This is a genomic window from Streptomyces sp. 11x1, assembly GCF_032598905.1.
Lineage (GTDB): Bacteria > Actinomycetota > Actinomycetes > Streptomycetales > Streptomycetaceae > Streptomyces.
The window spans coordinates 7,853,331-7,878,225 of sequence record NZ_CP122458.1 but is presented as its reverse complement, the minus strand read 5'-3'; the positions used below and the strand labels follow the sequence as shown (position 1 = coordinate 7,878,225).

Annotated in this window: 22 protein-coding genes and 1 pseudogene; 20 read left to right on the top strand and 3 right to left on the bottom strand. The window is 68.0% G+C overall.

The window, feature by feature from the left end; genetic code table 11:
• Positions 1-290: 290 nt before the first annotated feature.
• The 4 genes and pseudogenes from P8T65_RS34570 (at position 291) to P8T65_RS34555 (ending at position 5,270) form a co-directional block, all read left to right on the top strand.
• Entirely contained in the window at positions 291-3,302 is a 3,012-nt protein-coding gene (locus tag P8T65_RS34570) for a bifunctional [glutamine synthetase] adenylyltransferase/[glutamine synthetase]-adenylyl-L-tyrosine phosphorylase (protein ID WP_316729110.1), read from the top strand.
• Positions 3,303-3,485: 183 nt separating this feature from the next.
• The gene (locus P8T65_RS34565) at positions 3,486-3,932 is read left to right on the top strand and encodes a VOC family protein (protein WP_184894936.1); all 447 of its coding nucleotides are present in this window, start codon (positions 3,486-3,488) and stop codon (positions 3,930-3,932) included.
• A 69-nt stretch (positions 3,933-4,001) separates the two neighbouring features.
• Positions 4,002-4,541 (top strand): annotated as a pseudogene (locus P8T65_RS34560) (DUF4291 domain-containing protein); the annotation flags it as partial.
• A 165-nt stretch (positions 4,542-4,706) separates the two neighbouring features.
• Positions 4,707-5,270 carry a dihydrofolate reductase family protein gene (locus P8T65_RS34555; protein ID WP_316731820.1) on the top strand — a complete coding sequence of 188 codons (564 nt, stop codon included), beginning with the start codon at positions 4,707-4,709 and terminating at the stop codon, positions 5,268-5,270.
• 371 nt (positions 5,271-5,641) lie between these two features.
• Here P8T65_RS34555 and P8T65_RS34550 read toward each other — a convergent pair whose 3' ends face one another.
• A complete protein-coding gene (locus P8T65_RS34550) occupies positions 5,642-8,995 on the bottom strand; it encodes a HEAT repeat domain-containing protein (protein ID WP_316729109.1) in 3,354 nt (1,117 codons plus the stop codon).
• 694 nt (positions 8,996-9,689) lie between these two features.
• Between P8T65_RS34550 and P8T65_RS34545 the strand changes: the two genes are divergently transcribed.
• Both P8T65_RS34545 and P8T65_RS34540 read left to right on the top strand, forming a co-directional pair.
• Positions 9,690-10,157, top strand: a complete 468-nt coding sequence (locus P8T65_RS34545; protein ID WP_316729108.1) for a GntR family transcriptional regulator — start codon at positions 9,690-9,692, stop codon at positions 10,155-10,157.
• Positions 10,154-10,726 carry an HD domain-containing protein gene (locus P8T65_RS34540; RefSeq protein WP_316729107.1) on the top strand — a complete coding sequence of 191 codons (573 nt, stop codon included), beginning with the start codon at positions 10,154-10,156 and terminating at the stop codon, positions 10,724-10,726. Before P8T65_RS34545 ends, P8T65_RS34540 begins: the two co-directional genes overlap by 4 nt.
• On the opposite strand, the gene P8T65_RS34535 is transcribed toward P8T65_RS34540, so the two are convergent.
• Both P8T65_RS34535 and P8T65_RS34530 read right to left on the bottom strand, forming a co-directional pair.
• Positions 10,714-11,187, bottom strand: a complete 474-nt coding sequence (locus P8T65_RS34535) for an NUDIX domain-containing protein (RefSeq protein WP_316729106.1) — start codon at positions 11,185-11,187, stop codon at positions 10,714-10,716. The two genes, P8T65_RS34540 and P8T65_RS34535, sit on opposite strands and share 13 nt — an antisense overlap.
• 2 nt (positions 11,188-11,189) lie before the next feature.
• Entirely contained in the window at positions 11,190-11,963 is a 774-nt protein-coding gene (locus tag P8T65_RS34530; protein ID WP_316731819.1) for a helix-turn-helix transcriptional regulator, read from the bottom strand.
• Positions 11,964-12,630: 667 nt separating this feature from the next.
• Here P8T65_RS34530 and P8T65_RS34525 point away from each other — a divergent pair.
• The 14 genes from P8T65_RS34525 to P8T65_RS34460 all read left to right on the top strand — a co-directional run bounded on the left by P8T65_RS34525 (position 12,631) and on the right by P8T65_RS34460 (position 24,892).
• On the top strand, positions 12,631-12,894 hold the full coding sequence (locus tag P8T65_RS34525) for a DUF6284 family protein (RefSeq protein WP_316729105.1): 264 nt from the start codon (positions 12,631-12,633) through the stop codon (positions 12,892-12,894).
• A complete protein-coding gene (locus P8T65_RS34520; protein WP_316729104.1) occupies positions 12,891-13,223 on the top strand; it encodes a hypothetical protein in 333 nt (110 codons plus the stop codon). Before P8T65_RS34525 ends, P8T65_RS34520 begins: the two co-directional genes overlap by 4 nt.
• Entirely contained in the window at positions 13,220-13,675 is a 456-nt protein-coding gene (locus P8T65_RS34515; RefSeq protein ID WP_316729103.1) for a Pycsar system effector family protein, read from the top strand. The genes P8T65_RS34520 and P8T65_RS34515 overlap by 4 nt, the downstream gene beginning before the upstream one ends.
• Complete coding sequence (locus tag P8T65_RS34510) at positions 13,672-14,553, top strand: DUF2637 domain-containing protein (RefSeq protein WP_316729102.1); 882 nt, start codon at positions 13,672-13,674, stop codon at positions 14,551-14,553. Before P8T65_RS34515 ends, P8T65_RS34510 begins: the two co-directional genes overlap by 4 nt.
• Positions 14,553-14,936, top strand: coding sequence for an RRQRL motif-containing zinc-binding protein (locus P8T65_RS34505; protein WP_316729101.1), 384 nt, complete (start codon positions 14,553-14,555; stop codon positions 14,934-14,936). The genes P8T65_RS34510 and P8T65_RS34505 overlap by 1 nt, the downstream gene beginning before the upstream one ends.
• A 29-nt stretch (positions 14,937-14,965) precedes the next feature.
• Positions 14,966-15,268 (top strand): hypothetical protein, encoded by a 303-nt coding sequence (locus tag P8T65_RS34500; RefSeq protein ID WP_316729100.1) that lies wholly within the window; start codon positions 14,966-14,968, stop codon positions 15,266-15,268.
• A gap of 80 nt (positions 15,269-15,348) precedes the next feature.
• Positions 15,349-16,944, top strand: coding sequence for a hypothetical protein (locus tag P8T65_RS34495; protein ID WP_316729099.1), 1,596 nt, complete (start codon positions 15,349-15,351; stop codon positions 16,942-16,944).
• Between the two features lies 1 nt (position 16,945).
• A complete protein-coding gene (locus P8T65_RS34490) occupies positions 16,946-19,060 on the top strand; it encodes a hypothetical protein (RefSeq protein WP_316729098.1) in 2,115 nt (704 codons plus the stop codon).
• Positions 19,061-19,293: 233 nt separating this feature from the next.
• On the top strand, positions 19,294-19,602 hold the full coding sequence (locus tag P8T65_RS34485) for a hypothetical protein (RefSeq protein WP_316729097.1): 309 nt from the start codon (positions 19,294-19,296) through the stop codon (positions 19,600-19,602).
• Positions 19,603-19,752: 150 nt separating this feature from the next.
• Positions 19,753-20,556, top strand: a complete 804-nt coding sequence (locus P8T65_RS34480; protein ID WP_316729096.1) for a hypothetical protein — start codon at positions 19,753-19,755, stop codon at positions 20,554-20,556.
• Positions 20,553-21,401: a bifunctional DNA primase/polymerase gene (locus tag P8T65_RS34475; protein WP_316729095.1), complete on the top strand. Its 849-nt coding sequence runs from the start codon at positions 20,553-20,555 to the stop codon at positions 21,399-21,401. Before P8T65_RS34480 ends, P8T65_RS34475 begins: the two co-directional genes overlap by 4 nt.
• Positions 21,394-22,869, top strand: coding sequence for an ATP-binding protein (locus P8T65_RS34470; protein ID WP_316729094.1), 1,476 nt, complete (start codon positions 21,394-21,396; stop codon positions 22,867-22,869). The genes P8T65_RS34475 and P8T65_RS34470 overlap by 8 nt, the downstream gene beginning before the upstream one ends.
• Before the next feature lie 433 nt (positions 22,870-23,302).
• Complete coding sequence (locus P8T65_RS34465; RefSeq protein ID WP_316729093.1) at positions 23,303-23,545, top strand: helix-turn-helix domain-containing protein; 243 nt, start codon at positions 23,303-23,305, stop codon at positions 23,543-23,545.
• Between the two features lie 78 nt (positions 23,546-23,623).
• The gene (locus P8T65_RS34460; protein ID WP_316729092.1) at positions 23,624-24,892 is read left to right on the top strand and encodes a site-specific integrase; all 1,269 of its coding nucleotides are present in this window, start codon (positions 23,624-23,626) and stop codon (positions 24,890-24,892) included.
• Positions 24,893-24,895: the final 3 nt, after the last annotated feature.

Genomic DNA, 24,895 nt, shown 5'->3' with positions numbered 1-24,895 from the left:
CGCCCGGCCAGCGGCACCGACGGCACCGACCCGCCGACCCGGACGAGGGCGCCGGGCTGCGGCACCGACCCCGGCCCGGACGGCAGGATCGGCCCGCCCCGGCCCGGCTCGTCCCACGGCCCCGTCGTCCTCCCTCGAGAACGCCGACGCCCGGGCCGCCCCCCGGCCGGCCGGCGCTTCTCGCAGGTACTGCGGCTAGGCTCGTGCCCGTACGGTCTTGATCGGCGGAGTCGGGCGATCGGGTGGGCGGACGTGTGGACGAGCGGGCTTGATCCGACGGGAGGCCTGGGATGACGGCGCCGGGGCGCAGGAGCAGTACGTACTCGCGACTGCTGCGGCACGGTTTCACCGATGCCGGCGCCGCCGAGCGGCTGCTGGAGAGCGAGGAGCTGTCGGCCGTACGGAGCGACCCGGTCCTGCTGGACGCGCTCGGGGCGACCGCCGACCCCGACCTCGCCCTGCTGGGCCTCGTACGACTGCTGGAGGCGCAGCCGGACCGTACGGCCCGGCGGGCGGTGCTGGACACGTTGATAGCGGCCAAGCCGCTGCGGGACCGGCTGCTGGGGGTGCTCGGCGCGTCCGCCGCGCTCGGTGACCATCTGGCCCGGCACGCGCAGGACTGGCAGGCGCTCGTGACGTACGAGCCACGGGATCTGCACCCGGGCGTCGAGGAATTCGAACGGGGGCTCGCGGAGGCCACCGACCCCGTCTCCCTGCGGGTCGCCTACCGCCGCTGCCTGCTCTCCATCGCCGCCCGCGACGTCTGCGGTACGACGGACGTCGCCCAGACCGCCGCCGAGCTGGCCGACCTCGCCACCGCCACGCTGCGCGCCGCCCTCGCGATCGCCCGCGCCGCCGCACCCGAGGACGCGGAGCTGTGCCGGCTCGCGGTGATCGCCATGGGCAAGTGCGGCGGCCACGAACTCAACTACGTCTCCGACGTCGATGTCATCTTCGTCGGGGAGACGGCGGACGGGGCGGACGAGCAGAAGGCGATCCGGGCCGCCACCCGGCTCGCCTCGCACATGATGCGGGTCTGCTCCGAGACGACCGTCGAGGGCAGCATCTGGCCGGTCGACGCCAACCTACGGCCGGAGGGGCGCAACGGCCCGCTCGTCAGGACGCTCAGCAGCCATCTGGCTTACTACCAGCGGTGGGCGAAGACCTGGGAGTTCCAGGCGCTGCTCAAGGCCCGGCCGATCGCGGGGGACCTCGAACTGGGCGAGGCGTACGTCGCCGCGCTCGAACCGCTCGTCTGGAAGGCGGCCGAGCGGGAGAACTTCGTCACCGACGTGCAGCGCATGCGGCGCCGGGTGGTGGAGAACATCCCGGCCGCCGAGGTCGACCGGCAACTCAAGCTGGGGCCGGGCGGGTTGCGGGACGTCGAGTTCGCCGTCCAGATGCTCCAGCTGGTGCACGGGCGCGGGGACACATCCCTGCGCAGCGGGACCACCCTCGACGCGCTGGGCGCGCTGGCCGCCGGCGGATACGTGGGGCGGGCGGACGCGGCCCAACTCGACGCGGCCTACCGCTTCCTGCGCTCCATGGAACACCGCATCCAGCTCTACCGGCTGCGCCGCACCCACCTCGTCCCCGAGGGCGACGACGACCTGCGGCGGATCGGCCGTTCCCTCGGCCTGCGCACCGATCCGATCGCCGAGCTGAACCGCGAGTGGCGGCGCCACGCGGCCGTCGTACGACGGCTGCACGAGAAGCTCTTCTACCGGCCGCTCCTCGACGCCGTCGCCCAACTCGCCCCCGGCGAGATCAGGTTGAGCGCCGACGCGGCCCGCGAACGCCTCGTCGCCCTCGGCTACGCCGACCCGGCCTCGGCCCTGCGCCACCTGGAGGCCCTGGCCTCCGGCGTCTCCCGCAAGGCGGCCATCCAACGCACGCTGCTGCCCGTGCTGTTGGGGTGGTTCGCCGACTCCGCCGACCCGGACGCCGGCCTGCTCAACTTCCGCAAGGTCTCCGACGCGCTCGGCCGAACCCCCTGGTACCTCCGGCTGTTGCGGGACGAGGGCGCGGCGGCGGAGAACCTGGCGCGCGTGCTGTCCGCGGGGCGCCTGGCACCCGACCTGCTCCTGCGCGCCCCCGAGGCGGTCTCGCTGCTCGGTGACGGGGACGGGGTCGCCGGTGGCGCCGGCGGTCTCGAAGCCCGTGAGCGCGCGCACCTGGAGCAGGAGATCCTCGCCGCCGTGGGCCGGGCCGACGGCGCCCAGCAGGGCGTCACGGCCGCGCGTGGCGTCCGCCGCCGGGAACTGTTCCGTACGGCCGCCATGGACATCGTCGGCTCCTACGGCACCGAGTCGACGCCGGCGACCGCCGACCAGGGTGCCCTCGTGGACCTCGTCGGCGGCGCGGTCTCCGACCTCACGGCCGCGACCCTCGCGGGCACCCTGCGGGCCGTGGTCCGCGAGGGCTGGGGCGACACGCTCCCCACCCGTTTCGCGGTGATCGGCATGGGCCGCTTCGGCGGTCACGAACTGGGCTACGGCTCCGACGCCGACGTCCTGTTCGTCCACGAGCCGCGCGAGGGCGCCGACGAACAGGAGGCGGCCCTCGCCGCGAACGCGGTCGTCTCCGAGATGCACCGCCTGCTCCAGCTCCCGAGCGCCGACCCGCCGCTCCTCATCGACGCGGACCTGCGCCCCGAGGGCAAGACCGGCCCGCTCGTACGGACGCTGAAGTCGTACGAGGCCTACTACCGCCGGTGGTCGCTGGTGTGGGAGTCGCAGGCGCTGCTGCGCGCCGAACCGGTCGCCGGGGACGCGGAGCTGGGCCGCCGCTTCATGGACCTCGTCGATCCGCTGCGCTACCCGGCGGACGGACTCGGCGAAGACGCCGTGCGCGAGATCCGGCGTCTCAAGGCCCGCATGGAGTCGGAGCGGATGCCGCGCGGTGCCGATCCGACCCTCCACACCAAACTCGGCCGCGGCGGCCTCTCCGACGTCGAGTGGACCGTCCAGCTCCTCCAACTCCAGCACGGCCACCGCGAGTCGGGCCTGCGCACGACCCGCACCCGTGCGGCCCTGGCCGCCGCCCGCGAGGCCGGCCTGGTGAGCGCCGGGGACGCGGCCATACTGGACGAGGCCTGGGTCCTGGCCACCCGCGTCCGCAACGCGGTGATGCTCGTACGGGGCCGCGCGGGCGACACGTTCCCCTCCCACGGCCGCGAACTCGCCGCCGTGGGAAGGTACTTGGGGTACGGCCCCGGCCATGTGGGCGACATGCTCGACGACTATCGCCGCATCACACGACGGGCTCGGGCGGTGGTGGACGAGCTGTTCTACGGGGGGTGAGCCCCGCCGGAGGAGCACGGGCTTCGTGGCCGTGGGCGGCACGACGGCACCCCGGTTGCGGCGGGCTTTCGGTTCTCGGTGGCGCCCGGCGCGGTTTTCGGCTTCGGTAGGGGGAGCCGTGCCTCCGGACGCGATGGCGGTACGGCCCAGGCGAAAAGTCGAAGGCGACTTGGAGGACGAGGGATGCAGTACACGCTCGAAGTGATTCCGCTGCCGGTGAGCGACATCGACCGGGCCCGGGACTTCTACCGGGACAAGGTCGGTTTCCACGTCGACATCGACCAGGAGGTCATGCCGGGCATGCGCATCGTCCAGCTGACTCCCCCGGGCTCCGGCTGTTCGATCGCCCTCGGCGACGCCATCTGGGACATGGCCCAGGGCGAGACCACGCCGGCCCCCGGCTCCTACCAGGGCCTGCAGCTCTGCGTCGCCGACATCAAGGCCGCCCACGCCGAGCTCCGCGAACGCGGCCTCGACGTCTCCGATCCCGTCCAGTACACCCCCGACGACGGCGCCACCTTCATGTACTTCAAGGACCCGGACGGCAACGGCTGGTCGATCCAGGAGTACCGGCGCAGGGCCACGGAGCCGCTGCACCAGGTGCTGGCGGAGCTGGCGGAACGGCAGTAGTCCGGCCGCGGCCGCCGGGCCGGGATATTCGCTCGCGGCCGCCAACCGGCGCCTGGCAGGGTGCCGGGCATGGCTTCCCCGTACGAGATCCGTGCCGACTACGACGCCCGCACGATCGTGGTGTACCAGGCGTACGCACCCGCGATCGCCGACGCGTCGCTGGGGGCGGGCCGGTTCGTCGAGCCGTTCTCGTTCCGCCGGATGACGTGGATCAAGCCGTCGTTCCTGTGGCTGATGCACCGCAGCAACTGGGCCGGCAAGTCCGGCCAGGAGCGGGTGCTCGCGGTCCGGATCACCCGCGAGGGGTGGGAGGAGGCGCTGTCACGGGCGGTGCTGACGACGGCGGACCCGGCGGCGGTGGCCCGGGCCGCCGTCCATGTCCAGTGGGACCCGGAGCGCTCGGCGCGTGGGGCCGCGCTGAACCACTACAGCATCCAGGTCGGCATCGGCCGCCATCTGATCCGGACCTTCACCGACGAGTGGGTCGTCGGCCTCACGGACCTCACCCCGCGGGTCCACAGAGCCGCGGCCCTGGTGCGGTCCGGACAGACCGCGAAGGCCCAGCGTCTGTTCCCCGCCGAGCGCGTCTATCCACTGCCCCCGGCGCTGGAGGGCCTGCGCACTACGCGCAGAGCCCCGGCGCGACGCGACGACGGCCTTCGCGGTCGGCAGCCTTCGCGGTCGACGACCTTAGCGGTGTGCATCGCCGTGTGCATCGCGGGGGGGGGCGTCCGCCGGCCGTACTGTCGGATCCGTCACCGAGGAGGACTCCTGATGCGCAGCGTGACCTATTCGATGAACATCTCCCTGGACGGCTACATCGTCGGGCCGGACGGCAGCTTCGACTGGTCGGGGCCCGAACCGGAGGTCTTCCGCTTCTGGATCGACGAGATCCGGGACGTCGGCGTCCACCTGATGGGACGGCGGCTGTACGAGACGATGCTGTACTGGGAGACCGCCGACCAGGACCCCGCGCTCGGCGACGCGGAGCGCGAATGGATCGCGCTCTGGAACCCGCTCCCCAAGGTGGTCTTCTCCACGACGCTGTCGGCGGTGGAGGGCCAGGCCCGCCTGGCCTCCGGCGGTGTGGCGGAGGAGATCGAGCGGCTGCGGGCCGAGCCGGGCGAGGGCGACATCGCGATCGGCGGCGCGACACTCGCCGCCCAGGCCGCCGAGGCGGGCCTGATCGACGAGTACCGGGCCATCGTCTACCCGGTGCTGGTCGGCGGCGGCATCCCCTTCTTCCCCCGGGACGAACGCCAGGTGGACCTGGAACTCGTCGAGACCCGCCCCCTCGCCGCGAAGGTCGTCTACCTCCGCCACCGCGTGCTCCGCTAGCCGGTGCGTCCCACGGCAAGGGGCCGACGGTCCATGACCGTCGGCCCCACGTGCCGTCACAGCGGGAAACCCGCCCTGACCTGCCCTTACAGCACCGGCAGGTTCTTCCGCAGCTCGAACGCGGTCACCTCGGAGCGGTACTCCTCCCACTCCTGGCGCTTGTTGCGCAGGAAGTGGTGCTCCCCTGGAGTGGCCTCGCAAGAGCGGCATTCTCCTAGCCTGGATGGACGGTGGCACGGTTGTTGGCAGTCGTCGTTGGTCGCTGTGGGCCGCTCTTCGACGGCCCACAGACGGCCCAGCCTCTCGCAGCGTTGCAAGCCCTTCCCACCCAGCACGACGCATGCCGCGACAGGCTCCAACAACCAAATTCTTTATCCATCATTCTCGAGATTCATCAATAGGACACGCGCCAATTCACCAACGGCAGAATTACCCTCGTCACCCACAAGGGATCGCAGAAGGATCTGCACTTGCTCTTCACGCATCCATCTCCGCACTAGACCCTTAAGCGCCGCAACTCGAACATTTTCATCTTTCTCTTTTGCGCAAACCTGACTCTCCACAAAAGATCGAGCTTCAGGCATTTCTGAAAAATGAGCGATTCCATCAATTGCGGCGATACGAACTTCCGCTGCAGGGTCATCCATCGCTTGAGTAAGTGCAGCATACGCGGTCGCGTCACTCCGCCAATTCACCGCAAGCAAATACATTAGATATGCCCTGACGTATTCATCAGATTCATTCGTTGCCCCATCAACCAAGAGGCGCAGCATCTCTTCATCGGTACGGGATTCGGCAAGAACTTCCCAGCAGGCCAGTCGAACGTTCGAATCTTTGTCGCTAACAGCAAGGAGTCGCACAAAAGAAAGTGCCTTTGAGTTGTCGGGCACCTCAGAGGCTAGAATGCGCATAGCCATATCACGAACTTCGTCTGATTCGTCCAGCTCCACCATGCGCCAGGCTATGGAATAATCGAATTCACTAGGCCACAAGTTGGCATAATAACCAAGCGCAACGGCGCGAATTTCAGCACATTCGTCTTGAAGAGCATGCTCGCGAATTAGGGTCAAAACATCTGAGTCCTTGATCCAATTATCACATATGGCCCTGAAGGCCACAGCTCGAACAATTTCATCGGAATCCTCAAGGAAATAACTTCTGAGCTGAGAATATAGTGAGGAATCTATTGGGCTCAGGTTCACGATTCCTCGTAGAGCAGCTCCCCGAACTTCAGATTCCGCGTCTGACTGGAGATGTTCTAGTAGGGTGGCAAGAGCCTGCGAATCGACCCTACCGAGGAGGACCAGAGCCCTCACTCGAACCTCTACGTCCTCGTCGCTTTTAGCGCGACTCTTCAGGAACGACGCGGTTTGCTCTGAGGCCGGTCGGATCTTGGCAAGGACCCGCAGTGCTTCAGCCCGCACATCGGCACTGTTATCCGCAATTGCTCTTTCACACAGAAAGGCAGCAGTATCGAGTCCAGAGGCCCCTTCACCAGGGAGAGATTCCAATGCAGACGCGCGAACGAGATGGGACTCATCTTCAGAAGCAATTTTCCGCAGCATCTCTACTACGGTCACATCCACGGGATACCCCTCACCGAGCCTCTCCACAGCCACTGAACGAACAGTCGGAGATTCACTCTCGACGGCGAGAGTACGCAGGGCAGTCGATTCTTCGGGTTGCATCAAGGAAACCAACATGCGCGCCGCGATCCGATCGAGAGAGTTACTAACAGCGTATTCATCATCCTCAAAGCGGAGCACTGCATGACGAGATGAATGCCAGTCGATGAAAGGATTCCGGCCCGCCCAATTCGGCCCCAAAGAAGTCAGAACGGGGAGGATTTTGCTGATTCCCTCATCAGGGTAAATGTAGGGCAAATTCAAGGCAGCGTGCATTTCGAAGGCGCTAACAACGCGCCGTATCACTGCTCGGCTTTGCTGAGCGACCTGCCCGAGACGACGAATCTCCCCCAAGAAATGGATGCATAGCGTCAAGGGGTCCCATGTTTCGCTAATCTTGTAGGTCACAGCGACTGGAACCTTGTCAAGAATCGCATCTAGAGCAGCGGCAGAGAAACGTTCGTCAACCAACCCGACAAGAAGAAGAAGCACCTCCCGCCAAGACGAATCCTGCCACCTTCGAGCAAATATCCCCTCTAGAAGATCTTCCTCAGATAGTGCACGCTGAACGTTGAACCGATACGCGATGTCTGCTGCAGCCAAGTACTCCAGAAAAGTCCGGTGAACAAACCCATACACTTCACCCCCAAAACGACTCAGGATAAAGTTGCGCTCCCTAAATTGCTGCAGCATGATTCGAGCTGCCGCTGTGGCCCGATCCGCCGGCAGGTCATAGCGACCCTGCAAATACATCTGGAAAGTTTCTATAAGATCGGGCCCAGCTATATGGTTCCCTGCAATCCCCCCATGGCCTTCTTGCATCCTGCGAGCAACCAACCTCAGCAATTCATGCTTATCTTCAGAACCTAGGTAGGGGAGGTGCTCCTCTACCCTGCGGTCCTTTAGATACTTACTCGGATCCCAGTGCTCGACGAGTACGGCTACCGCATGTTCGTAAACAGTCCGGCGGTCTCTGGGGAGTTCCCTACGGCGTCCAATAATTGCAAGGATCGTCAAGGTGAGTGGGTTTCCAGCGAGTTCGCGCACACTTGGTGAATCAGTTATCGCTGAAGTAACGCGCTGGGCCAGTTTGCGAGCCTGCTGCAGATCACTCGGGCAGGAATTAGTAAACCACTTGTGCGCGAACTTTCTAATCTGATCATTGCTTAGATCCTGCAGCATATAGTGAGAGAACCCTGCTGCATCGAGAGTAGCCCTCTGGTAGCCAATTCTCCTGGATGTTACCGTGATGCGAATATGAGGATACTTCTCAGCGAAAGCCGCAATTCGTTGTGTGACACCTCCTCGCACCTCTGGCTCAAAGATCTCGTCCAGCCCATCAAAGAACAGCCAAAGCTTCTCCGCTTGGCTCCCCGTAAGGTATGAGCCAAGCAAATCGCTTGGCAGGGACAGCCCCTCGGTCTCCTGAAGGTGTGCCAGGAAGGACTCGAACGTCTCTTTACGCCAGTCAGCTTCCGCATAGCTCCGCAACTCAATGATTAGCGGCAAGTACGAGTTTAGATCTGGCAGCAGCGTGTCAGAAGTCGTCAATGCAAGCGCAATATATCGAGCCAATGTGGACTTGCCAGCGCCTGGGTCGCCTAGTAGAACCATTCGTTGTGCCGCATCACTCGTCAGCACTTTCATGATAGGTAGCTGAGGTGCCTTCAGGTAGGCTTGGCGGATCCTCTCCAAGGCTTCTCTATCTACGCCTGGCGGTAGAGCGAGTGAGTGAATTTCCGAGCCCGCAGACAGTCGTTGCAGAAGCTCACGGGGAAGTTCAATAGGCGGCGGGTCTGCGCGGACGGACTGAGGAATGAAGACCTCGCGCAACTCAATAGTGGGATGCTCGTCCTGATCTTGGAGCGGCGTCAATACTTCCAGATCCAGACGCCCATAGCGCTGCTTCAGCCTACTGGCATACTGCTCACGGGCTGAAGCAATCCTATCCGGGTCCGCCTGAGGAGATACTGGTTTCTCCGGCGACTGCTGATAGATAGTGACCGGCCCACCAACGTTCTGGATAAGCGTCACGTCCCGCCCGGCTTGAGCTCCGTCTGCAGATATCTGCGAGACATCACCAACCGCAGGTCGTGCCACCTGTCGAGGAGGGGCTTCTGCGGGTAGGTTCTTTCTCTTTCGCAGCCAAGTAAACAATTGTCACGGTCCTGAGATCGGAGTAGGGCCGCTAGGAGAAGTTGGCGGCTCCCCGAGGTGCACAGACCCGCCCACGCCGTCCACTTGATTTATGTCACCGCCTACACGGGCGTTCTGAGCCGTCTGCCCTTCAGTAGGTGTCGGCTGACCTGGGGATGCGATCGAAGGCCCGGATCGGTTCGCTGGAGGCACGGCAGAAGGTGTTGGATTGCGCGAGATAACGACGTCTCCGCCGACGTTGCGTATCAGATGCACGGATCCCCCGGCTGTGGCGGAGTCAGCCGACTGCCGCCCCCGAGCCCTCGGCGAGGCAGGGACAAAGCCTGCTCCACCGATCAAGATCCCGAAAGCCGTGAGGAACAAGCTGAGAATGCTGCTCCATTGATCCGCTCGCTCAAGCCCCTGCAGCCAGAGAAAGACACCAATGCCTCCCAGAGCCAGGAAGCCCCCGCAAGTCACCAAAATCGCGCGCCTCATCCTCGCATGATGTCCCAACGGAGGCGCTCTGCGTGAGCGTTCTGGCAAAGTAACCGGGCACAAGTGGCATCTGCTGGGTCACAGGCAGACTCAAGCCGCCGGCTCCGAGCAGACCGTGGGAAGCTTGAGTCACATGGCGAGAGCCTAGGAAGGGGAGCGTGTGTCTCAGCAGGTCAGCCCTCGGGGAACCTTTCTGAAGATCGCAGAAGCGGTGAAGGCTCAAATCGAGTCCGATCCGTCGCTGACGGAGCTTCCGTCAGCCGCAGACCTCATGCGCGATCACGGAGTCTCGCGCGGTGTCGCACTCCGCGTGTTCGGCGTGCTTCAGAAGGACGGGATCGCTGAGCCAGTACCCGGCGGCCGGTGGCGTGTGGTGCGCGAAGGTCAACCTGAGGATCGCCGACCTCTCGCCGACCGCATCGCGGCCATCATCGCGGATGACGGCCTTGAGGTGGGGGCAGAGTTCCCGAGCGCGTCGGCGTTGAGCACGAGGTTCGACGTATCGCGCCCCACAGTGAGCAAGGCTCTAGACAAGTTGGAGGCGGCCGGGTGGCTGTCGGAGGGAAGACAGGGGAAGGTGCGAACGGTGCGCGCCGTACCGAGTCGGGAGGGACAGGCCCAGCAGTGAGCAATACAGGACTGCCAGAGTGGGCCTATCCCCTCGCAGAGTCACTGCTCGCTGAGCCGCTGCCGCGCCGATGGAAGCACTCCCTGGGAGTCGCAGAGCGAGCGCGAAGCATCGCGGCCGCGCTGGGCCCGGACGCTGAGCTACTGGAAGCTGCGGCCGTGCTCCATGACATCGGCTATGCGCCGGACCTGGCCAAGACCGGCTTTCACCCGCTGGACGGCGCCCGGTATCTCCGCGACGTGGAGCAGGCAGACGAGAGGGTCGTACGGCTGGTCGCGCACCACTCGTGTGCGTGGATGGAAGCCGAAGCGCGAGGGCTTCGCGATGAGCTGGAGAGCGAGTTCCCGCGCGAGACCCCCGAACTCATTGACGCGCTCTGCTTCTGCGACATGAACACCACGCCGGACGGCACCCCGACGAATCCCGTGGACCGGGTGAACGAGATCGCCGGGCGGTACGGGCCCGACAGTCTCATTGGCACGTTCATCCGCCGCGCCGAGCCTGAGATCTTGGCCAGCACGGCTCGAGTCCTCGGTCGGCTCGCCGCCACCAAGCTTCAGCCGACGTAGGGCGCCGTTCGCGTCCGGTCCATCGCATGCTCGATCCTGAGCCGCATGGTGGGGTGGATGTCGTAGTCGGACAGGTCCGTTGGGTCGACCCAGCGGACCTGTGTCGTCTCGTTGCTCGTACGGACGTCGCCGCCGACCGGACGGGCGCGGAAGCACATGCTGAACTGCTGTCGCACCTCGCCGTCGTCGTACTGAAGCACATGCGCGGGGTCGGTGTAGATCCCGCATAGCTCGATGACTTCCACCTTGATGCCGGTCTCTTCCCAGACCTCCCGCACCACGGTGTCGCTGATGAACTCGCCCGCGTCGTGCCCCCCGCCGGGAAGCGCCCAACGCCCGTTGTCGGACCGCTTGATCAGGAGCACCTGTCCCGCAGCGTTCTGCACGAAGGCCACGACGGACGGAACGACCGAGTTGGCCGGCGGGGCGTCGGGGTTGTGGAAGTGGTCGATGCGACCCATGCTCAGGCTCCCTTGAAGTCGTCTTCTGTCGCCTGGCGCGCGCCTCCCCAGGTCTGTTCGATGCTATTCGCATAGGTATCGAACAACCCGCCGCCCGGCAGTCGCCGCAGGTGAAGAACGGGAGCCATGTACGCCGCGACGCCGTAGACGTGGGTGTTCACCAGGATCTCGTCATCCGCGCGGTACAGGGAGTTGTAGAGGGTCGCCTGATGCAGCCGGAACCGTATCTCGGGATGACTCTCGAAGAGCGGCCGGTAGTTGATCAGGGCGTTGCGAACCTTGCCGTCCATGAATCCGTGGCCCTCATCAATGCCGCGCTGCTTCACCGCTGAGCAATCAGGGTCCCCCAGCAGGATGCGCACCTGCGTCTGCCCCATGTTTCCCCCCAACTCCACCTTCTTGCGGAGCAGGGCAAGGAACTGCGGGTCCTCGGACAGGAACAGTCCCGAGTACACAAGGACATCGAGGTACTTCTCTGCGCGTCCGTACATCTCGCGCCAGAGCCCGGCCGGGACCATGTGACGGTGCGGATAGACGTTGACGATCTCCGCTTTGCTGAGATCTGCAGCGCTGTCGACGGCACGGTTGTCGTCCCACAGGGTCGTCACGTCCACCTTGAGCACCGACGCCGCCGCGTACTGATGCCTCCGGTACGGCACCTTCCCCTGCGTGATCCAGCGTTCGACCGTCTTCGGGTTCACCTCGATCTTCTCAGCAAGGTCGTGCACCGACAGACCGCGAGCCAACAGGGCCGACCGCAAACGCTCGTTGGACATCTTCACCCCCGGCGGGACTTCTAGGGACTTCTTGAAGGTATCCAGAACTACTTGAGCTGTCCACGGATGGGGTGACCAACTCCCCTGACCTGGGCCGATTCTGATTGTGCGCCAAGAAGTCCGGGCGCAAAGCCAAGAAGTCCCGTCGGCTGACTTGACGGGCAACCCATGCAGTACCTGTAATACAGGTACTGCATCACGCGAGACCAGTGAGCGGCCTCCAAGGCCGTTCCCTTGCAGAGGGCGGGGACGCTGCAATCCCGCTAAAGGCCAGGTGGAACAGGGTTCCGGCCCGTACTGGCGAGGTGGCCCGGTGACCGCGAGCAACGGCCGGCGTGTGGGGACGTGATCCCCCTTGCAGTGCTTCATCCCTGTTGATCTCGACTGAGAGGACCCCGGTGTACCGACGACCTCTGTGGGCACCGCCGCGATGGAGCGGCCGGCGGCGCCCGCACGACATTCCCGGTCCGCTCTCCTCCTGGCATCGCAGCGCCTAGCGCTGCGGCCGGCTGCCTCTCCCGCCCGTCCGACCGCGCTTGGCGTGCTGGTCGTACGGACGGGAGCGCAGGGAGCCGGATCGTCCGACTTCAAACGGCGGGCGGCCCCGGTGCTGGAACACCGGGGCCGCTGTTCGGGCCGTTCCACCCTGTGAGAGGAACCACGACCCATGAAGCACATCGGTGCTGTTCAGACGGCCGTTACCCGCGACGAATTCGACGGCGGTCCGACGGCCGCTGAGCTGGACGCGATCGAGCGGGAGCTCCCGCTGATCGAGGCGGAAGTCGAGTTGCTGGACGTACAGATCAGCCTGCTGGACCAGCCGGTCACCACGCTGGACGGCCGCCGTCTGCGCCGGGCCCGGCGCAAGGTGCTCGCCGCCCGCCGCGACCTCACCAACCAGGCCGTGGCCGGGACGGCGGTGGCCGCGTGAGCGAGACCCTGACCCTGGACGACCTGATCGTCCCGCTGCGCACGCTGCGGCTACTGGTGACCGACTTCGGGCACCTGCCGGCGCCGACCGTGCGCGTCTCTCCGATCTACCCCGACCGGCTGGAGCTCTCGCTCCACTCCGGTCTGCCCGACTTCGAGGCATGGCGCGAAGCCCTGGGCCTCCCGGCCGACGGCGTCACCTGCCACGTGCAGGGCGACGGCCAGACCCGCGTGCTGCGCACAGTCGTCGCCTACGCGGGCGCCGAACTGGAACTCGTCGGCTACGGCGACGTTGACGCCCCGGTCCTGGTGGAAGCGGGTGCGGCATGACCGCCGTGGAGGCCCGGCTGGCGACCGCGCACGCCGAGGTGAAGGCGGAGATCGCGCGGACCGATACCAAGACCGGTCTGTTGCTGGCGTTCATCGGTGCGGTGCTGGCCGGCGCGTGGACCGTGGCCAAGGACGCGCCTGTGACGGTTGCTGTCTGTGTGGTGGGCGGCATGGGCATGAGCCTGCTCGTCGCGGCGGCGGGTCTGCTGCTGCGGGCGGTGCGCCCGAACCTCGGTGGCCCCCGCCCGCTGGGCTTCCCGCTGTGGGCGACGCTCACGCCCGAGGAGATCGGCTCGGTGCTGGCCGAGGACCGGTGCGCGCAGGACATCGCGAACCTGTCCCGTATCGCGGTCGCCAAGTTCACGAACCTGAAGCGCGCGGTCGACCTGACCTGCGCCGGCGGCACGCTGCTCATCCTTGCTGGGCTGTGCGCGGCGGGGGGTGCGGCGTGAACCGGACCGGGAAGACACTGCTGGTGCTGGCCCTGGTCGCGGTGGTCGTCATGGCGTTTCGGGTGTCGTGGAACGCGCTGCGGGACGTGGCCCGTGTGGTCGGTGCGGATGCGACCGCAGCGACCTTGTACCCGTTCGTGGTCGACGGCCTGATGGCGCTCGCCCTGGTCGCCACGCTGGTGCTGACCGACCAGCGGGACAAGGCGTTCGCGCTGCGGGTGCTGGCCGTCTACACCCTCGCCTCACTCGTCCTCAACTACGTCCACGGACTCGTGCCCGAGCTCCACGGCAAAGCCGTGGACTGGGGACGGCTGGCCGACTGGGACCCCGCGAACTGGGCCCTGGTACTGCTGGCCACCTCCCTCCCGGTCGGGTCGATCTACTTCGGTTCCGACCTGGTGGCCAAGGTGCTGCACCACCAGCCCACCGCCGCCGTGCGGGCGCCGGACGGGAAGCGTGCGGATGAATCCGCACACCTTCCGCACACCCCCGCCGACACCCCGCACGCCCTCCCCGACACCACCCCCACCGACATCCGTCTGGACGCTGCTCCGGCCGTATCGGCGCAGATGGAAGACCGTGCGGATGCCGTGCGGACGGACGATCCGCACACCCCGCACACCGCCCGCACGGCGGAGCTGAGTGCGGAGGAGGAAGCCGCACGGCAGGCTCAGTTCGAGGATGCGGAGCTGGAGCGTGTGCGGCAGGACGCACGCCGTACGTACGCCGAATCCGTACAGGCCGCACGCCCCCTGTCCGCCCGTGCGCTGGGTGAGGCGTACGGCATGAGCGAGTCGTGGGCACGTAAGCAGATCCTCGCCGTCCGCGACGCCGACGAGGCCGACCGGCCGCACCTGGTCGCCGTGGGCGGTCAGTAGTGCCGACCGCCTACAGCAAGTGCTTCGACCCGACCGGGGCCCGCTACGGCATCCCCACCTACCCGTGGCGGATGGCCCCGGACGGCTACGCCACCCGCCGCCAACTGCGGGCCCTGGGCCTGCGTCCGGGCGGTCAGAGCGTGGCCGCTCAGGTGATGCGCTACAACCGGCGCGCCGGAGGCCCCCGCGTCTCCTACCTCTACCGGATCGACCTGGCCCGGCCGGTGCGTCCGATGACCTCGCGGAAGTGGGGCGCGCTCGCGCTGGCCATGCTCGCCCGCCGCACCTGCCACAAGTGCCAGGTCATCTACAGCTACTGCCTGCCGACCTCGCTGGGCATGTGCGTGCTCTGCGCCTACCCCGATGAACAGCGCGCCGCCTGAACACCACGACTGAGCAGGGGAGTTCACGAGTGAAAGACCCACGTCACCGCATCCTCACCACCGGCGCGGTCGCCGTCAGCGCGGCCCTGTCCGCCGCGATCGGCATGCGGCTGTCCGCCTACGGCGTGCCGCTGTCGCTGCTGGTCGCGTGCACCGCTTCGGGCCTGGCCACGTTCTCCAGCCTGCTGTTCCGGCTGATCGAGGCGTGGTCGACGACCACCCACCGCTGCACGCGCCCCGGCTGCGACTTCCGGGTGAGCCTCACCCGCCCCACCCCCGCGGACAGTCGGCGCTGGCAGGAGATCGCCGCCCACCACCCGCACCGCACCTGACCTGCCGCATTCGGCGGGCCCGGCCACAACTTCCTACGGTCCCGGCCGGGCCCTACTCCCGCAAAAGGAGTGCTCTCAGCATGACGGAACTCAGCACCGAGCCGGTAGCCGTTCAGCCGGTACCGGCCACCCCGCCCCCGCCGCCCGACACCCCGCCCACCCCGGCACCGGTGGTTGAGGAGGTGGAACACACGCCCGGCGGCTGGCCGATCGTGCCGCTGGCCCTGTCCGGGGCGAACAGCACGGTTGGCACCGTCGCCGCCGCCTCCCTGGTCGGCGGGCCCATCGCCGCGATGGTGGCCGCGACCGGCATGGTCGTCCTCGGCACCGTCGCCGCCGCCCGCTCCCGCACCCCCAACCCCCGCCGCGACGCCCGCCGGGCCGCCGCCCGCACGGCCGGCCGCAACGCCGCCGCCCGCAGCGCGGGTCTGCGCAGCACCGGCACCGGTACCCGCGGTGCGGGTGGTCGTTCGGCCGGTGCTCGTGCCGGTGGCACTGGTGGCCGGTCAGGCAAGGCTCCCGGCCAGCACCGTCGCCCCACCGGCCCTGCCGCTGGTCATGCCAGCACGGCGACCGGCGGGAAGACTCGCAGCAAGACCGGCACCAACCCCGCCAAGCGCATGCCCGGCGACGCATCGAAGGCTGCGGGCAAGGCGGTGGGGCAGGTCAAGGCGCTGCGCGCCGCGCAGAAGGCTGCCGCTGGCTCGCGTGCGGGGCAGCGGGCGCAGACCACCACCGCCCGGCGCGCGGTCGCAGACGCCCGCCGCAACGCCAAAGCCGCCGCCGGTAGGTCCGGTTCGGCCAAACGGGCGGGGCTGACCGGGCGACTGATGGGCGGCGCAGCGAGGAAGGCGCGGGCCGCGCGGGATACGGCGGTCGCCAAGCAGCGGGCCCAGCGTGACGCGAAGACCGGCGCCGCCGTGAAGGCGCAGCGTGCTGCCGTGCGTAAGGCGCCGGCTCGCAAGGCCGCACGGCAGGCGCTGCGCCGGTCGGCGGCCCGGTTCCAGGGCCGCCGGCTGCTCGCCGCGCTGCTCGCCTTCCCCGTCGGTCTGCTTGGACTGATCACCACGCCGATCGGCCGCAGGTTCGGCATCGGGTGGTTGATGCACCCCGGTCGTCGGCTGTATCGGCGGATGGTCGATGCGGCTGCCGAGCAGGCCGCGGAGCGCGACGAGAACACCCGCAAGACCCTCCGCGAGCAGGAAGCCGCCGCCGACGCCGAAGCCACCGAGGACGGCACCGGCGGGATCGCCGACAGCGTCGAGCGGCCGGCCGCGAATGTTCCGACCCCTGCAACATCCCAGGTCAGTGAAGGAGAGAACGTGTCGATCAACACCGGTTTCAAGTTCGAGGACCACGCCATGGACATGTGTGCCGCCGCCAACACGTATGAGCCGGATGGCTGCATGGAGATCCTGGCCATGGTCGAGGGACTCCCCACCGCGCTGACGTTCGTGGCCGACGTGATGAAGATCCTCGCGGAGCGTTCCGACTCGGAGTTCCCGCTGGAGAAGGAAGTCGCGGACGGCTTCAACGACATCTTCGGCGCCCTGATGAGCGCGGTCGCGGTCGCGGAGGACATGGGGCCGCTGTTCCGGCAGGCGCACGAGCAGGACATCGCCCGGCACGAGGACCCCCGCAACGGACCCGAGGCTGAGAAGGGCTGGAACGTCTGAGATGAGCAGCACCGCCACCGCAAAGAAGCAGCACGTCAGCAGTGGGCCGGTGCTGGACTGGGCGGCCGGTCACGGACCCGTGACCGGCGCTCTGTCCGCCACCACCGGAGCTTTCGCCGTCGCCACCACCGGCGCCGCCACCGCCATGCCGCCCGGCTGGGCGCTGGCCGTCGGCGCCGCCGGCGCCCTGGGCCACACCGTCGCCGGTCTGCGGGTGCGCAACGCCGGCCGCACCCTGGCCACCCGCGCCGCCTCCTGGCTCGTCGGCGCCGGATGGACCACGTGGGTCATGACCCACGGCCCCCTCACCTGGGCCGCCCTCGGATCCCTCGCCACCATCGGCGTCGGCATCGGGGCCGCCTCCCGCTCCGCCGCCCTCTACGAGGAAGCCGGCGAGGAGGAAGCGCTCGCCATCGAACAGCGGCAGATCATGACCGAACTGTCTGCGGAGCGGCGCGAGATCGCCGCCGAATGGATCGAGCGGATCCAGCGGATCTGCCACATCAGCGTGCGGGTGCTGGGTGTGGAGAAGTGGGAGACCGGGGCCGGGTACTCCCTCGACCTCGAACCCCAGGGCGGCATCACCTACGACCGCATCGCCCAGCACTCCGTGGCGCTGTCGGCGGATGCCCAGCTGCCGCACGGCTGCACAGCAACCGCGGGGCCCGGTGTCCACCAGGGCCGCACCATCCTGGACGTCACCACCGTCAACGTCCTCAAGGACGACTGCCCCTACCCCGACGACTACGGGCCGCTGTCCGTCCTCACCGGTCTGCCGTGGGGGGTGCGGACCAACGGCGAGACGGTGGCCGCCTACCTGCGGGAACAGTGCGCGCTGGTCGTCGGGCCGACCGGGTCGGGCAAGACGAACATGGTGCACACGATCCTGGCCGGGTTCGCCCGCGCCGAGGACGTCCTGACCTGGGTCATCGACCTCAACGCCGGCAGTGCCGGACTGCCCTGGGTCCTGCCCGCGTTGAAGGGGGAGATCGAGGGGGAGGACGGCAAGCCGGTGCGGCCCGGTATCGACTGGCTCGCCGGCACCCACGAGGAAGCCCTCACCATGCTCGACGCGGCCCTCGCGGTCGGGCTGCACCGCAAGAAGGCGTACCAGGATCTGCTGGCCAGGGCGAACACCGACCTGTTGCCGGTGAGCGCGAAGATTCCGCAGATTCTGCTGGTGATCGACGAGGGTGCCGAGATCCTGGTGAGCACCGACCGGCAGATGAAGGAACTGGCGAAGAAGATCCTGGAAGTCATCCGGATGCTGCGCGCCATGGGCGTGCGCACCGTGCTGACCGCGCTCGGGGCCACCGGAAGCGTGCTGGGGAACCTGATGATCCGCCGGGAAGGCAAGGTGCGCGTCGCCCTCACGGGTGGTGAGACCGAGGGCATGGACCTGGGCAAGCTGTTCCCCGGACGCAGGGGTCTGCGGGTGGAGCAGGCCCCGTACAAGGGGGCCGGGTTCATGGGGACGCCGGAGTCTCCGGCGGCGCTGTTCAAGGCGTGGCGGATCCTGCCCAACCAGATCCGGGAGATCACCGCCGCCACCTCCGAACGGCACCCCCGACTCGACGAGGTCTCCGCCAAGGCGGCAGGGCCCGCCTACGCCCGCCGGTGGGACACCGGCCGCACCGCGTGGATGCTCGACCACACCCCCGACGAGGACCACGCCAACCAGTCCTCGGGGTCCGCGTCGGCGCCGGGTCTGCGGCTGTCTGCGCTCACCGGGCGGGAGGCGGAGCAGGTCTCGCCGGAAGACGAGATGCTCGCTCGCTTCCGCGCGGAGATCGACGCGCAGTTCGCCACCGCCCCCGACCCGAACACCCCCACGACCGAGGAGCCGTCGGCTCCGTCGGGTGGGTTGAATCTGTCGGCGCTGCGGGGCGAGCAGGACAGCCCCGCGCAACAGGCCGCGCTCGCCGCGCTGCTCGCCGCCGGCCGCACGGGCACCGGAGCATCCGCGATCGCCCGCGCGCTCGCCGACACCTACGGCACGACCCGTCAGACGGTCGTCGGCTGGCTGAAAACGTGGATGCGGGACGGCACCTGCGTCCGCGTCGGAGAGGGCACCAAAGCCCGCTACGTCCACCGCACCCACGTCACCGACGACTGACCGCTTGTCGCTTGTCGCCCCCGGCTCCCCGCATGCCTCTCAGCGAGTCTGTGGGGCCCGGAAACGGCTTGTGAGCTGGGAGGCGACAAGCGACAAGACAAGACAAGCGACAAGCCAGACGACAAGCACGCGACAAGAGAGACGACAAGCCACGCGACAAGCAACCCATCCATCCGCACGGGCCCGCGCCACCTTTCGGCGCGGGCCCGTGGCACGCCCCGAGGGAGCCTGAAATGAGCCAGCACACCCCGCCCGGCCAGATGGCCCCGCACGTCCCCGCCGACGACTACCGCCGCGCTCAGGCGACCGGACAGCCGGTCGTCATCGTCGTCCCGACCACCGCGCCCGGTGTCCCGTGGCGGCGCCTGCTCATCCCGTTCGCCATCGCCGGCGCGACCGTCGCGGGCGGGTGGGGACTGGTCGCCGCGCTCTGCTTCCTGCTGGACGCCGCCGCCCACACCGCCACCGTCATCGCCGCCGCGGCCGGGCCCATCGGGATCGGTGGGATCACGCTGCGTCTCGCCCGCTCCAAGAACACCTAGCTACGCCAAGGGCGGCCCCCATCGTCTCGCCAAAGCCGCGGGGCCGCCCTTGCCAACCAGTCCGCAACAGACCTGTTGGAGGTCTCCAGCATGACCCAATCCGCCGACATCCGGCGAGCCTTACCGGTGGGAGCTCCCGCCGTGGGCCGAATGCGGTTCTACCTGACCACCCACAAGCGGCACTGGCTGCGCCTGACCGACGTGCCGCTGTTCCTGAAGTCCGAGCACTGGGATCGCGCCGTCAAGTGGGACGAAGCCCGCGGCCCCTACGCCGTCGACTCCGGCGGCTTCATGGAGCTCAAGGACAAAGGCACCTGGACCCGCCCGCCGGGCAAGTACGTGCAGGATCTGCGCCGCATCTGGGAACACGTCGGCCCCTACGACTGGGCCGCCCCACAGGACTGGATGTGCGAGGAAGCCATCATCAAGGGCGGCTGGTTCGGCGGACAGTACTTCGTCGGCACCCACCTCAGCGTGGAAGAACACCAGCGCCGCACCGTCGCGAACTTCCTCGAACTGCGCTCCCTCGCCCCTGACCTGCGGATCGCACCCGTCCTCCAGGGCCGCAGCATCCCCCAGTACGAGCACTGCGTGGAGCTGTACGAGAAAGCCGGCGTCGACCTGCGTGCCGAGCCGGTCGTTGGCCTGGGTTCGGTGTGCCGCCTGCAGTCCACCCGCGAGGGCGCCGCGATCGTCACCGCCATGGCCACCCACGGCTTCAACCTCCACGGCTTCGGCTTCAAGACCCTCGGCCTGGAACGCGTCGGCCACCTCCTCGCCTCCGCCGACTCCGCCGCCTGGAGCTCCCACGCCCGCCACCGGCCCCCGCTGCCCGGCCACACCCACAAGAACTGCGCCAACTGCATCGACTACGCCCTCGGCTGGCGCGAGCGCGTCATCAACGTCATCCCCACCCACCAGCAGATGCTGCTGACCGACCGGAGCGCAGCATGAACGACCATCTTCGTACCGCACTCGACCTGGCCGTCTCCCGGATTCCCGTGCTGCCGCTGCGGGTGGGCAAGGTCCCGTTCGGCAACTGCCGCCGCTGCCAGGACAACGCCTGCGGCGGCCGGCCGAACATGAAGACCCCCGGACCGTGCACCTGCCCCCGACCCTGCCACGGCTGGGCAGCCGCGACCACCGACCCGGACGTCGTCAACTCCGGTCTCTGGCGTTGGGCTTGGCTGCGCGCGTGCGCGGTCGCCTATCACCCGGGCGGGGCGGGGCTGACGGTCGTGGACCTGGACAACGCCGACGCGATCATCTGGGCCCGCGAGAACCTGCCCGCCACACAGACCGTGACCACCACCCGGGGCGAGCACTGGCTCTACCTCGGCCGGATGCAGTCCGCGAACGCCGTCCGCCCCGGCGTGGACATCAAGTCCACCATGGCCTACGCCCGCTGGCTGGGCTTCGGCACCGGAACCATGGCCGACCTCCCGGACGCCGTGCGCGCGCTGGCCGTGGACAAGCCCGCCACGTTCCGGCCGGCGCCGCCCACCGTCACCGCGCCCGCACCGGCCGGGGGCGGGCAGTGCCCGCACCGCACGCCCGCCTACCTCGACCGGGGGATCGCGATGGCGGAGCAGCGCATCACTGCGGCTTCCGGCGCGGTGCACGCGACCGTCTACCGCACGTTCCTCGCGGTGCTGTCCAGGCACGGCCGGTGCGGCTGCCTCACCGAGGCGCACACCGCGCGGCTGTTCACCGCCGCGCAGGCCAAGGGCGAGTCGCCCCGGCACTGCACCGACGCGTGGACGAACGCCCTGAACACGTTGGGACTGAGCCATGTCTGAGGACGACAAGACTCCCGCCCGCGAGATCATCGCGGCCTACGCGCAAGCGCACTTCCGGTACTTTCGCACCGCCGAAGGGACCGTGTACGCGCAGAAGAACGGCCACCCCGTCGCTCGCCCGATCCGCTCCCAGGGCACCACCGGCAGCCACCGCCAGGAACTCATGGTCGGCCTCTACAGGGACGGGCGCGGCGCGTTCAACGGCTCGGCCCTCAAAGAGGCGTTGGACCTGATCGAAGCACTGGCCCTGTCCGAGGACGTCCAGTCCGTCCACATCCGCGTCGCTCCGGGATTCGACGGGGCGACGTGGCTGGACCTGGGCCGCGACGACGGCAAGTCCGTCCGTATCCACCCCACCGGATGGGACATCCTCACGCCCGACCCGCGCGAAGTGTGCTGGCGGCGCACGCAGCTCACCGGGGAACTGCCGCTGCCGGCCAAGGACACGGGCGGCAAGGGCATCGACCTGCTGATGCGGCTGTGCAACTTCGCCAATGCCGAGACAGAGTGCCTGGCCATCGTGTGGCTGATCGGCTGTCTCGGTCCGTCGGTGCCCGTGCCCGCGCCGTTCCTCACCGGCCCGCAGGGCGCGGGCAAGTCCACCGGCGGCCGGATGCTCGTGCGGATCATCGAGGGAATGAGCGGTGACCTGCGCCGGGCGCCGAAGGATGAGGAGAACCTGGTCGCAGCGGTGGCGGCTGGGTGGGTCACCGCGCTGGACAACCTCTCCCACGTCACGCCGGATCTGTCGGACGCGATGTGCTGCATTGTGACCGGGGTCGAGAGCGTCAAGCGTGCGCTGTTCACCGACGGGGACGTCTTCCGTGTCGGCTACCGCCGGCCCCTGCTGCTGACCGGTATCGACGTCGGTGTCATCCGGCCCGACCTCGCGGACCGACTTCTGCCGCTGCGGTTGGAGCGGCCCCGCGTCAGGCGTACCGAGGCGGAACTGTGGGCGGACTACGCGGAAACCCTCCCTGTCGTGCTCGGCTCGCTCCTGGACCTCACGGTCAAGGTCCGCGCCGCCGAGGCAGAGACTCCGACCGACCTGCGGATGGCGGACTTCGCGCACCTGTGTGCGCAGTTCGACGCGGCGACCGGCCTGGGAGCTCTCCGCGCCTACCGGGCCAGCCTGGACGACCTCAACGACGACGTGATCGAGGGCGACCTGTTGGCGCAGACCGTCCTCCAGCACGCCGAGACCATCGAGCCGGGCGGGGCGCAGCGGATGACGTCCACTGAGTGGCTGGCCTGCCTCAGTCGCCTCTACAGCGGCGACGACTGCCGTCCCCTGCCCAAGGGGTGGCCGACGACCGGCAAGGTCCTCTCCGACCGGCTCAAGCGCCTCCAGCCGACGCTGGCCGCCCGGCGCGTCCTCGTCGATGCGGGCCGCACCAGCACGGGCCGCTACCTCGAAATGACCCGCACACTCCCCCCGGCCCGACACGAGCAGGCAAGGGCATTCTGACCGCGATCCGCAGGCACAAGCGAACAGCAAGAGGAGCACGTGCTCCTCTTGCTGTTCGGCGGACGCCGCCTCAAGGTCGCGCCGCGCAGCGGCTCCTTCTTCACGCTCTGAGGCGCACCGCACTACAACAGGCAGCCCCTTCTTTGTCCTAAGAAGGAAGACGCTGCGTCATGCGCGTCATACGAGCCGGGAAACGGCCGCTGACCTGCAACGAAAGGTATGACGCAGACGGCTGGCTCTGCGTCATCCTGCGTCACCTGCGTCATTGGATGACGCACCCCATGACGCCGGGATGACGCACGCCCTAGCCGATGCGACGGGCAAAACCACTGGCCAGAGCCCTACGTGACGCTCATGACGCCATGACGCAGAAATCCACACCTCGGACAGGACCGCCGATTCAACACCCTCGCCCGCGCACGGAGGACACGCCATGAGCACCGCACGTGAACAGCCGGACCCGCGCGCCACGCTCCGCGGCGGGTTGCCGGACCGCTACCTCACCGCCGACGACATCGCCGAAATCTTCGAGGTACCCAAAGAGACCGTCTACCAGTGGCGCAAGAAGCGCATGGGACCGCCCGGATTCCGCATCGGCAAGTACATCCGCTACGACCCCGCCGACGTCCTCGCCCACGTCGCCGAACGCAAACGCTCCGACCAGTACGCCGCCTAACCGACACCCACGGCAGACAGCAGGGAGAGCCGCTACCAGCGGCTCTCCCTGCTGCATGTGTGAGAGGACCGCCGCCACATGGCAGGCCACATCCAAGACCGCTGGTTCAAAACCGAGACCAACCCCGACGGCAAGACCGCCCGCGTCAAGAGCGACCGCCACGGAAGCGGCCTGCGCTACCGGGCCCGGTACATCGGCCCCGACGGAACCGAGAAGTCCAAGAGCTTCCCCGACGGACAGAAGCGCCTCGCCGAGAAGTGGCTCACCAACATCGAGGCCGACATGTCGCGCGGCCAATACGTCGACCCCGCCGCCAGTCGCGTGACCTTTCGGCAGTACGCGGAAAAGTGGCTGAGCACGCAGACCACCGCCATGACCACTCGGGAGTCCGTCCAATCCTCCCTCAGGGGTCACGCAATCCCTTACCTCGGACCGCGCCCACTCGGCTCCTTCAAGCCGGAACACATCCGGGACTGGCTGAGCAACCTGGAGTCCGCGGTACCCGCGTCGTCGTACCGGCGCGTGATCTACAACAACGTCTCGACGGTCCTCAACGCCGCTGTCGACGACGGTCACCTGTCGAAGAATCCGTGCCACGCGCAATCTGTTCGTCCCCCGGCACCCGGGACCGGCCGCATTGTGCCGTGGGATGCCGAGCGCGCCTTCGCCATACGTGCGGCCCTCCCAGAGCGCTTCCGCGCGACGGTCGATGTCGGCGGCGGATGCGGCCTGCGACAGGGCGAGATCTTCGGCCTGCCTGTCGAAGCGGTCGGGTTCGACACTGGATGGCTGCACATCGCCAATCAGGTGAAGGTGGCCAGAGGCCATCTCGTGTTCGCCCCGCCCAAGCGAGAAAAAGAGCGCGATGTCCCCCTGCCGGACCGCGTAGCGCAGATCCTCAAGCAGCACATGGAGGACTTCCCGCCGGTCGACGTCACCTTGCCCTGGCTGCGGCCAGATGGTCCGCCTGTCACGAAGCGGCTCGTGTTCACCCGCCTCGACGGGGCCGGCGCAGTCCGACGGACCGACTTCAATCTTCGGGCGTGGAAACCTGCGCTCGTCGCCGCTGGCGTCATCCCCGCGCCCAAGCCTGGCGAGCGTCACCAGGCCGCCCGCGAGCACGGCATGCACGCCCTCAGGCACTTCTACGCATCCGTTCTGCTGGACGCCGGAGAGAACGTCAAAGCACTCAGCGCCTACCTCGGACACAACGACCCAGGGTTCACGCTTCGCGTCTACACGCATCTCATGCCGAGCAGCGACGCGCGGGCCCGCAACGCCGTGGACAGCCTGTATGACGGCACCGTTCCGGGGCCGGACGGCCCACAGACGGCCCAGGACCAGTGAGAC

Excerpts from the sequence above, each read along its gene's own strand:
- P8T65_RS34525 (WP_316729105.1), top strand. The coding sequence starts at position 12,631 with ATGAAGCACATCGGTGCTGTTCAGACGGCCGTTACCCGCGACGAATTC.
- P8T65_RS34460 (WP_316729092.1), top strand. The coding sequence starts at position 23,624 with ATGGCAGGCCACATCCAAGACCGCTGGTTCAAAACCGAGACCAACCCC.
- P8T65_RS34555 (WP_316731820.1), top strand. The coding sequence starts at position 4,707 with ATGCGCAGCGTGACCTATTCGATGAACATCTCCCTGGACGGCTACATC.
- P8T65_RS34480 (WP_316729096.1), top strand. The coding sequence starts at position 19,753 with ATGCGGTTCTACCTGACCACCCACAAGCGGCACTGGCTGCGCCTGACC.
- P8T65_RS34475 (WP_316729095.1), top strand. The coding sequence starts at position 20,553 with ATGAACGACCATCTTCGTACCGCACTCGACCTGGCCGTCTCCCGGATT.
- P8T65_RS34515 (WP_316729103.1), top strand. The coding sequence starts at position 13,220 with ATGACCGCCGTGGAGGCCCGGCTGGCGACCGCGCACGCCGAGGTGAAG.
- P8T65_RS34565 (WP_184894936.1), top strand. The coding sequence starts at position 3,486 with ATGCAGTACACGCTCGAAGTGATTCCGCTGCCGGTGAGCGACATCGAC.
- P8T65_RS34535 (WP_316729106.1), bottom strand. The coding sequence starts at position 11,187 with ATGGGTCGCATCGACCACTTCCACAACCCCGACGCCCCGCCGGCCAAC.
- P8T65_RS34495 (WP_316729099.1), top strand. The coding sequence starts at position 15,349 with ATGACGGAACTCAGCACCGAGCCGGTAGCCGTTCAGCCGGTACCGGCC.
- P8T65_RS34465 (WP_316729093.1), top strand. The coding sequence starts at position 23,303 with ATGAGCACCGCACGTGAACAGCCGGACCCGCGCGCCACGCTCCGCGGC.
- P8T65_RS34570 (WP_316729110.1), top strand. The coding sequence starts at position 291 with ATGACGGCGCCGGGGCGCAGGAGCAGTACGTACTCGCGACTGCTGCGG.
- P8T65_RS34470 (WP_316729094.1), top strand. The coding sequence starts at position 21,394 with ATGTCTGAGGACGACAAGACTCCCGCCCGCGAGATCATCGCGGCCTAC.
- P8T65_RS34485 (WP_316729097.1), top strand. The coding sequence starts at position 19,294 with ATGAGCCAGCACACCCCGCCCGGCCAGATGGCCCCGCACGTCCCCGCC.
- P8T65_RS34490 (WP_316729098.1), top strand. The coding sequence starts at position 16,946 with ATGAGCAGCACCGCCACCGCAAAGAAGCAGCACGTCAGCAGTGGGCCG.
- P8T65_RS34530 (WP_316731819.1), bottom strand. The coding sequence starts at position 11,963 with ATGTCCAACGAGCGTTTGCGGTCGGCCCTGTTGGCTCGCGGTCTGTCG.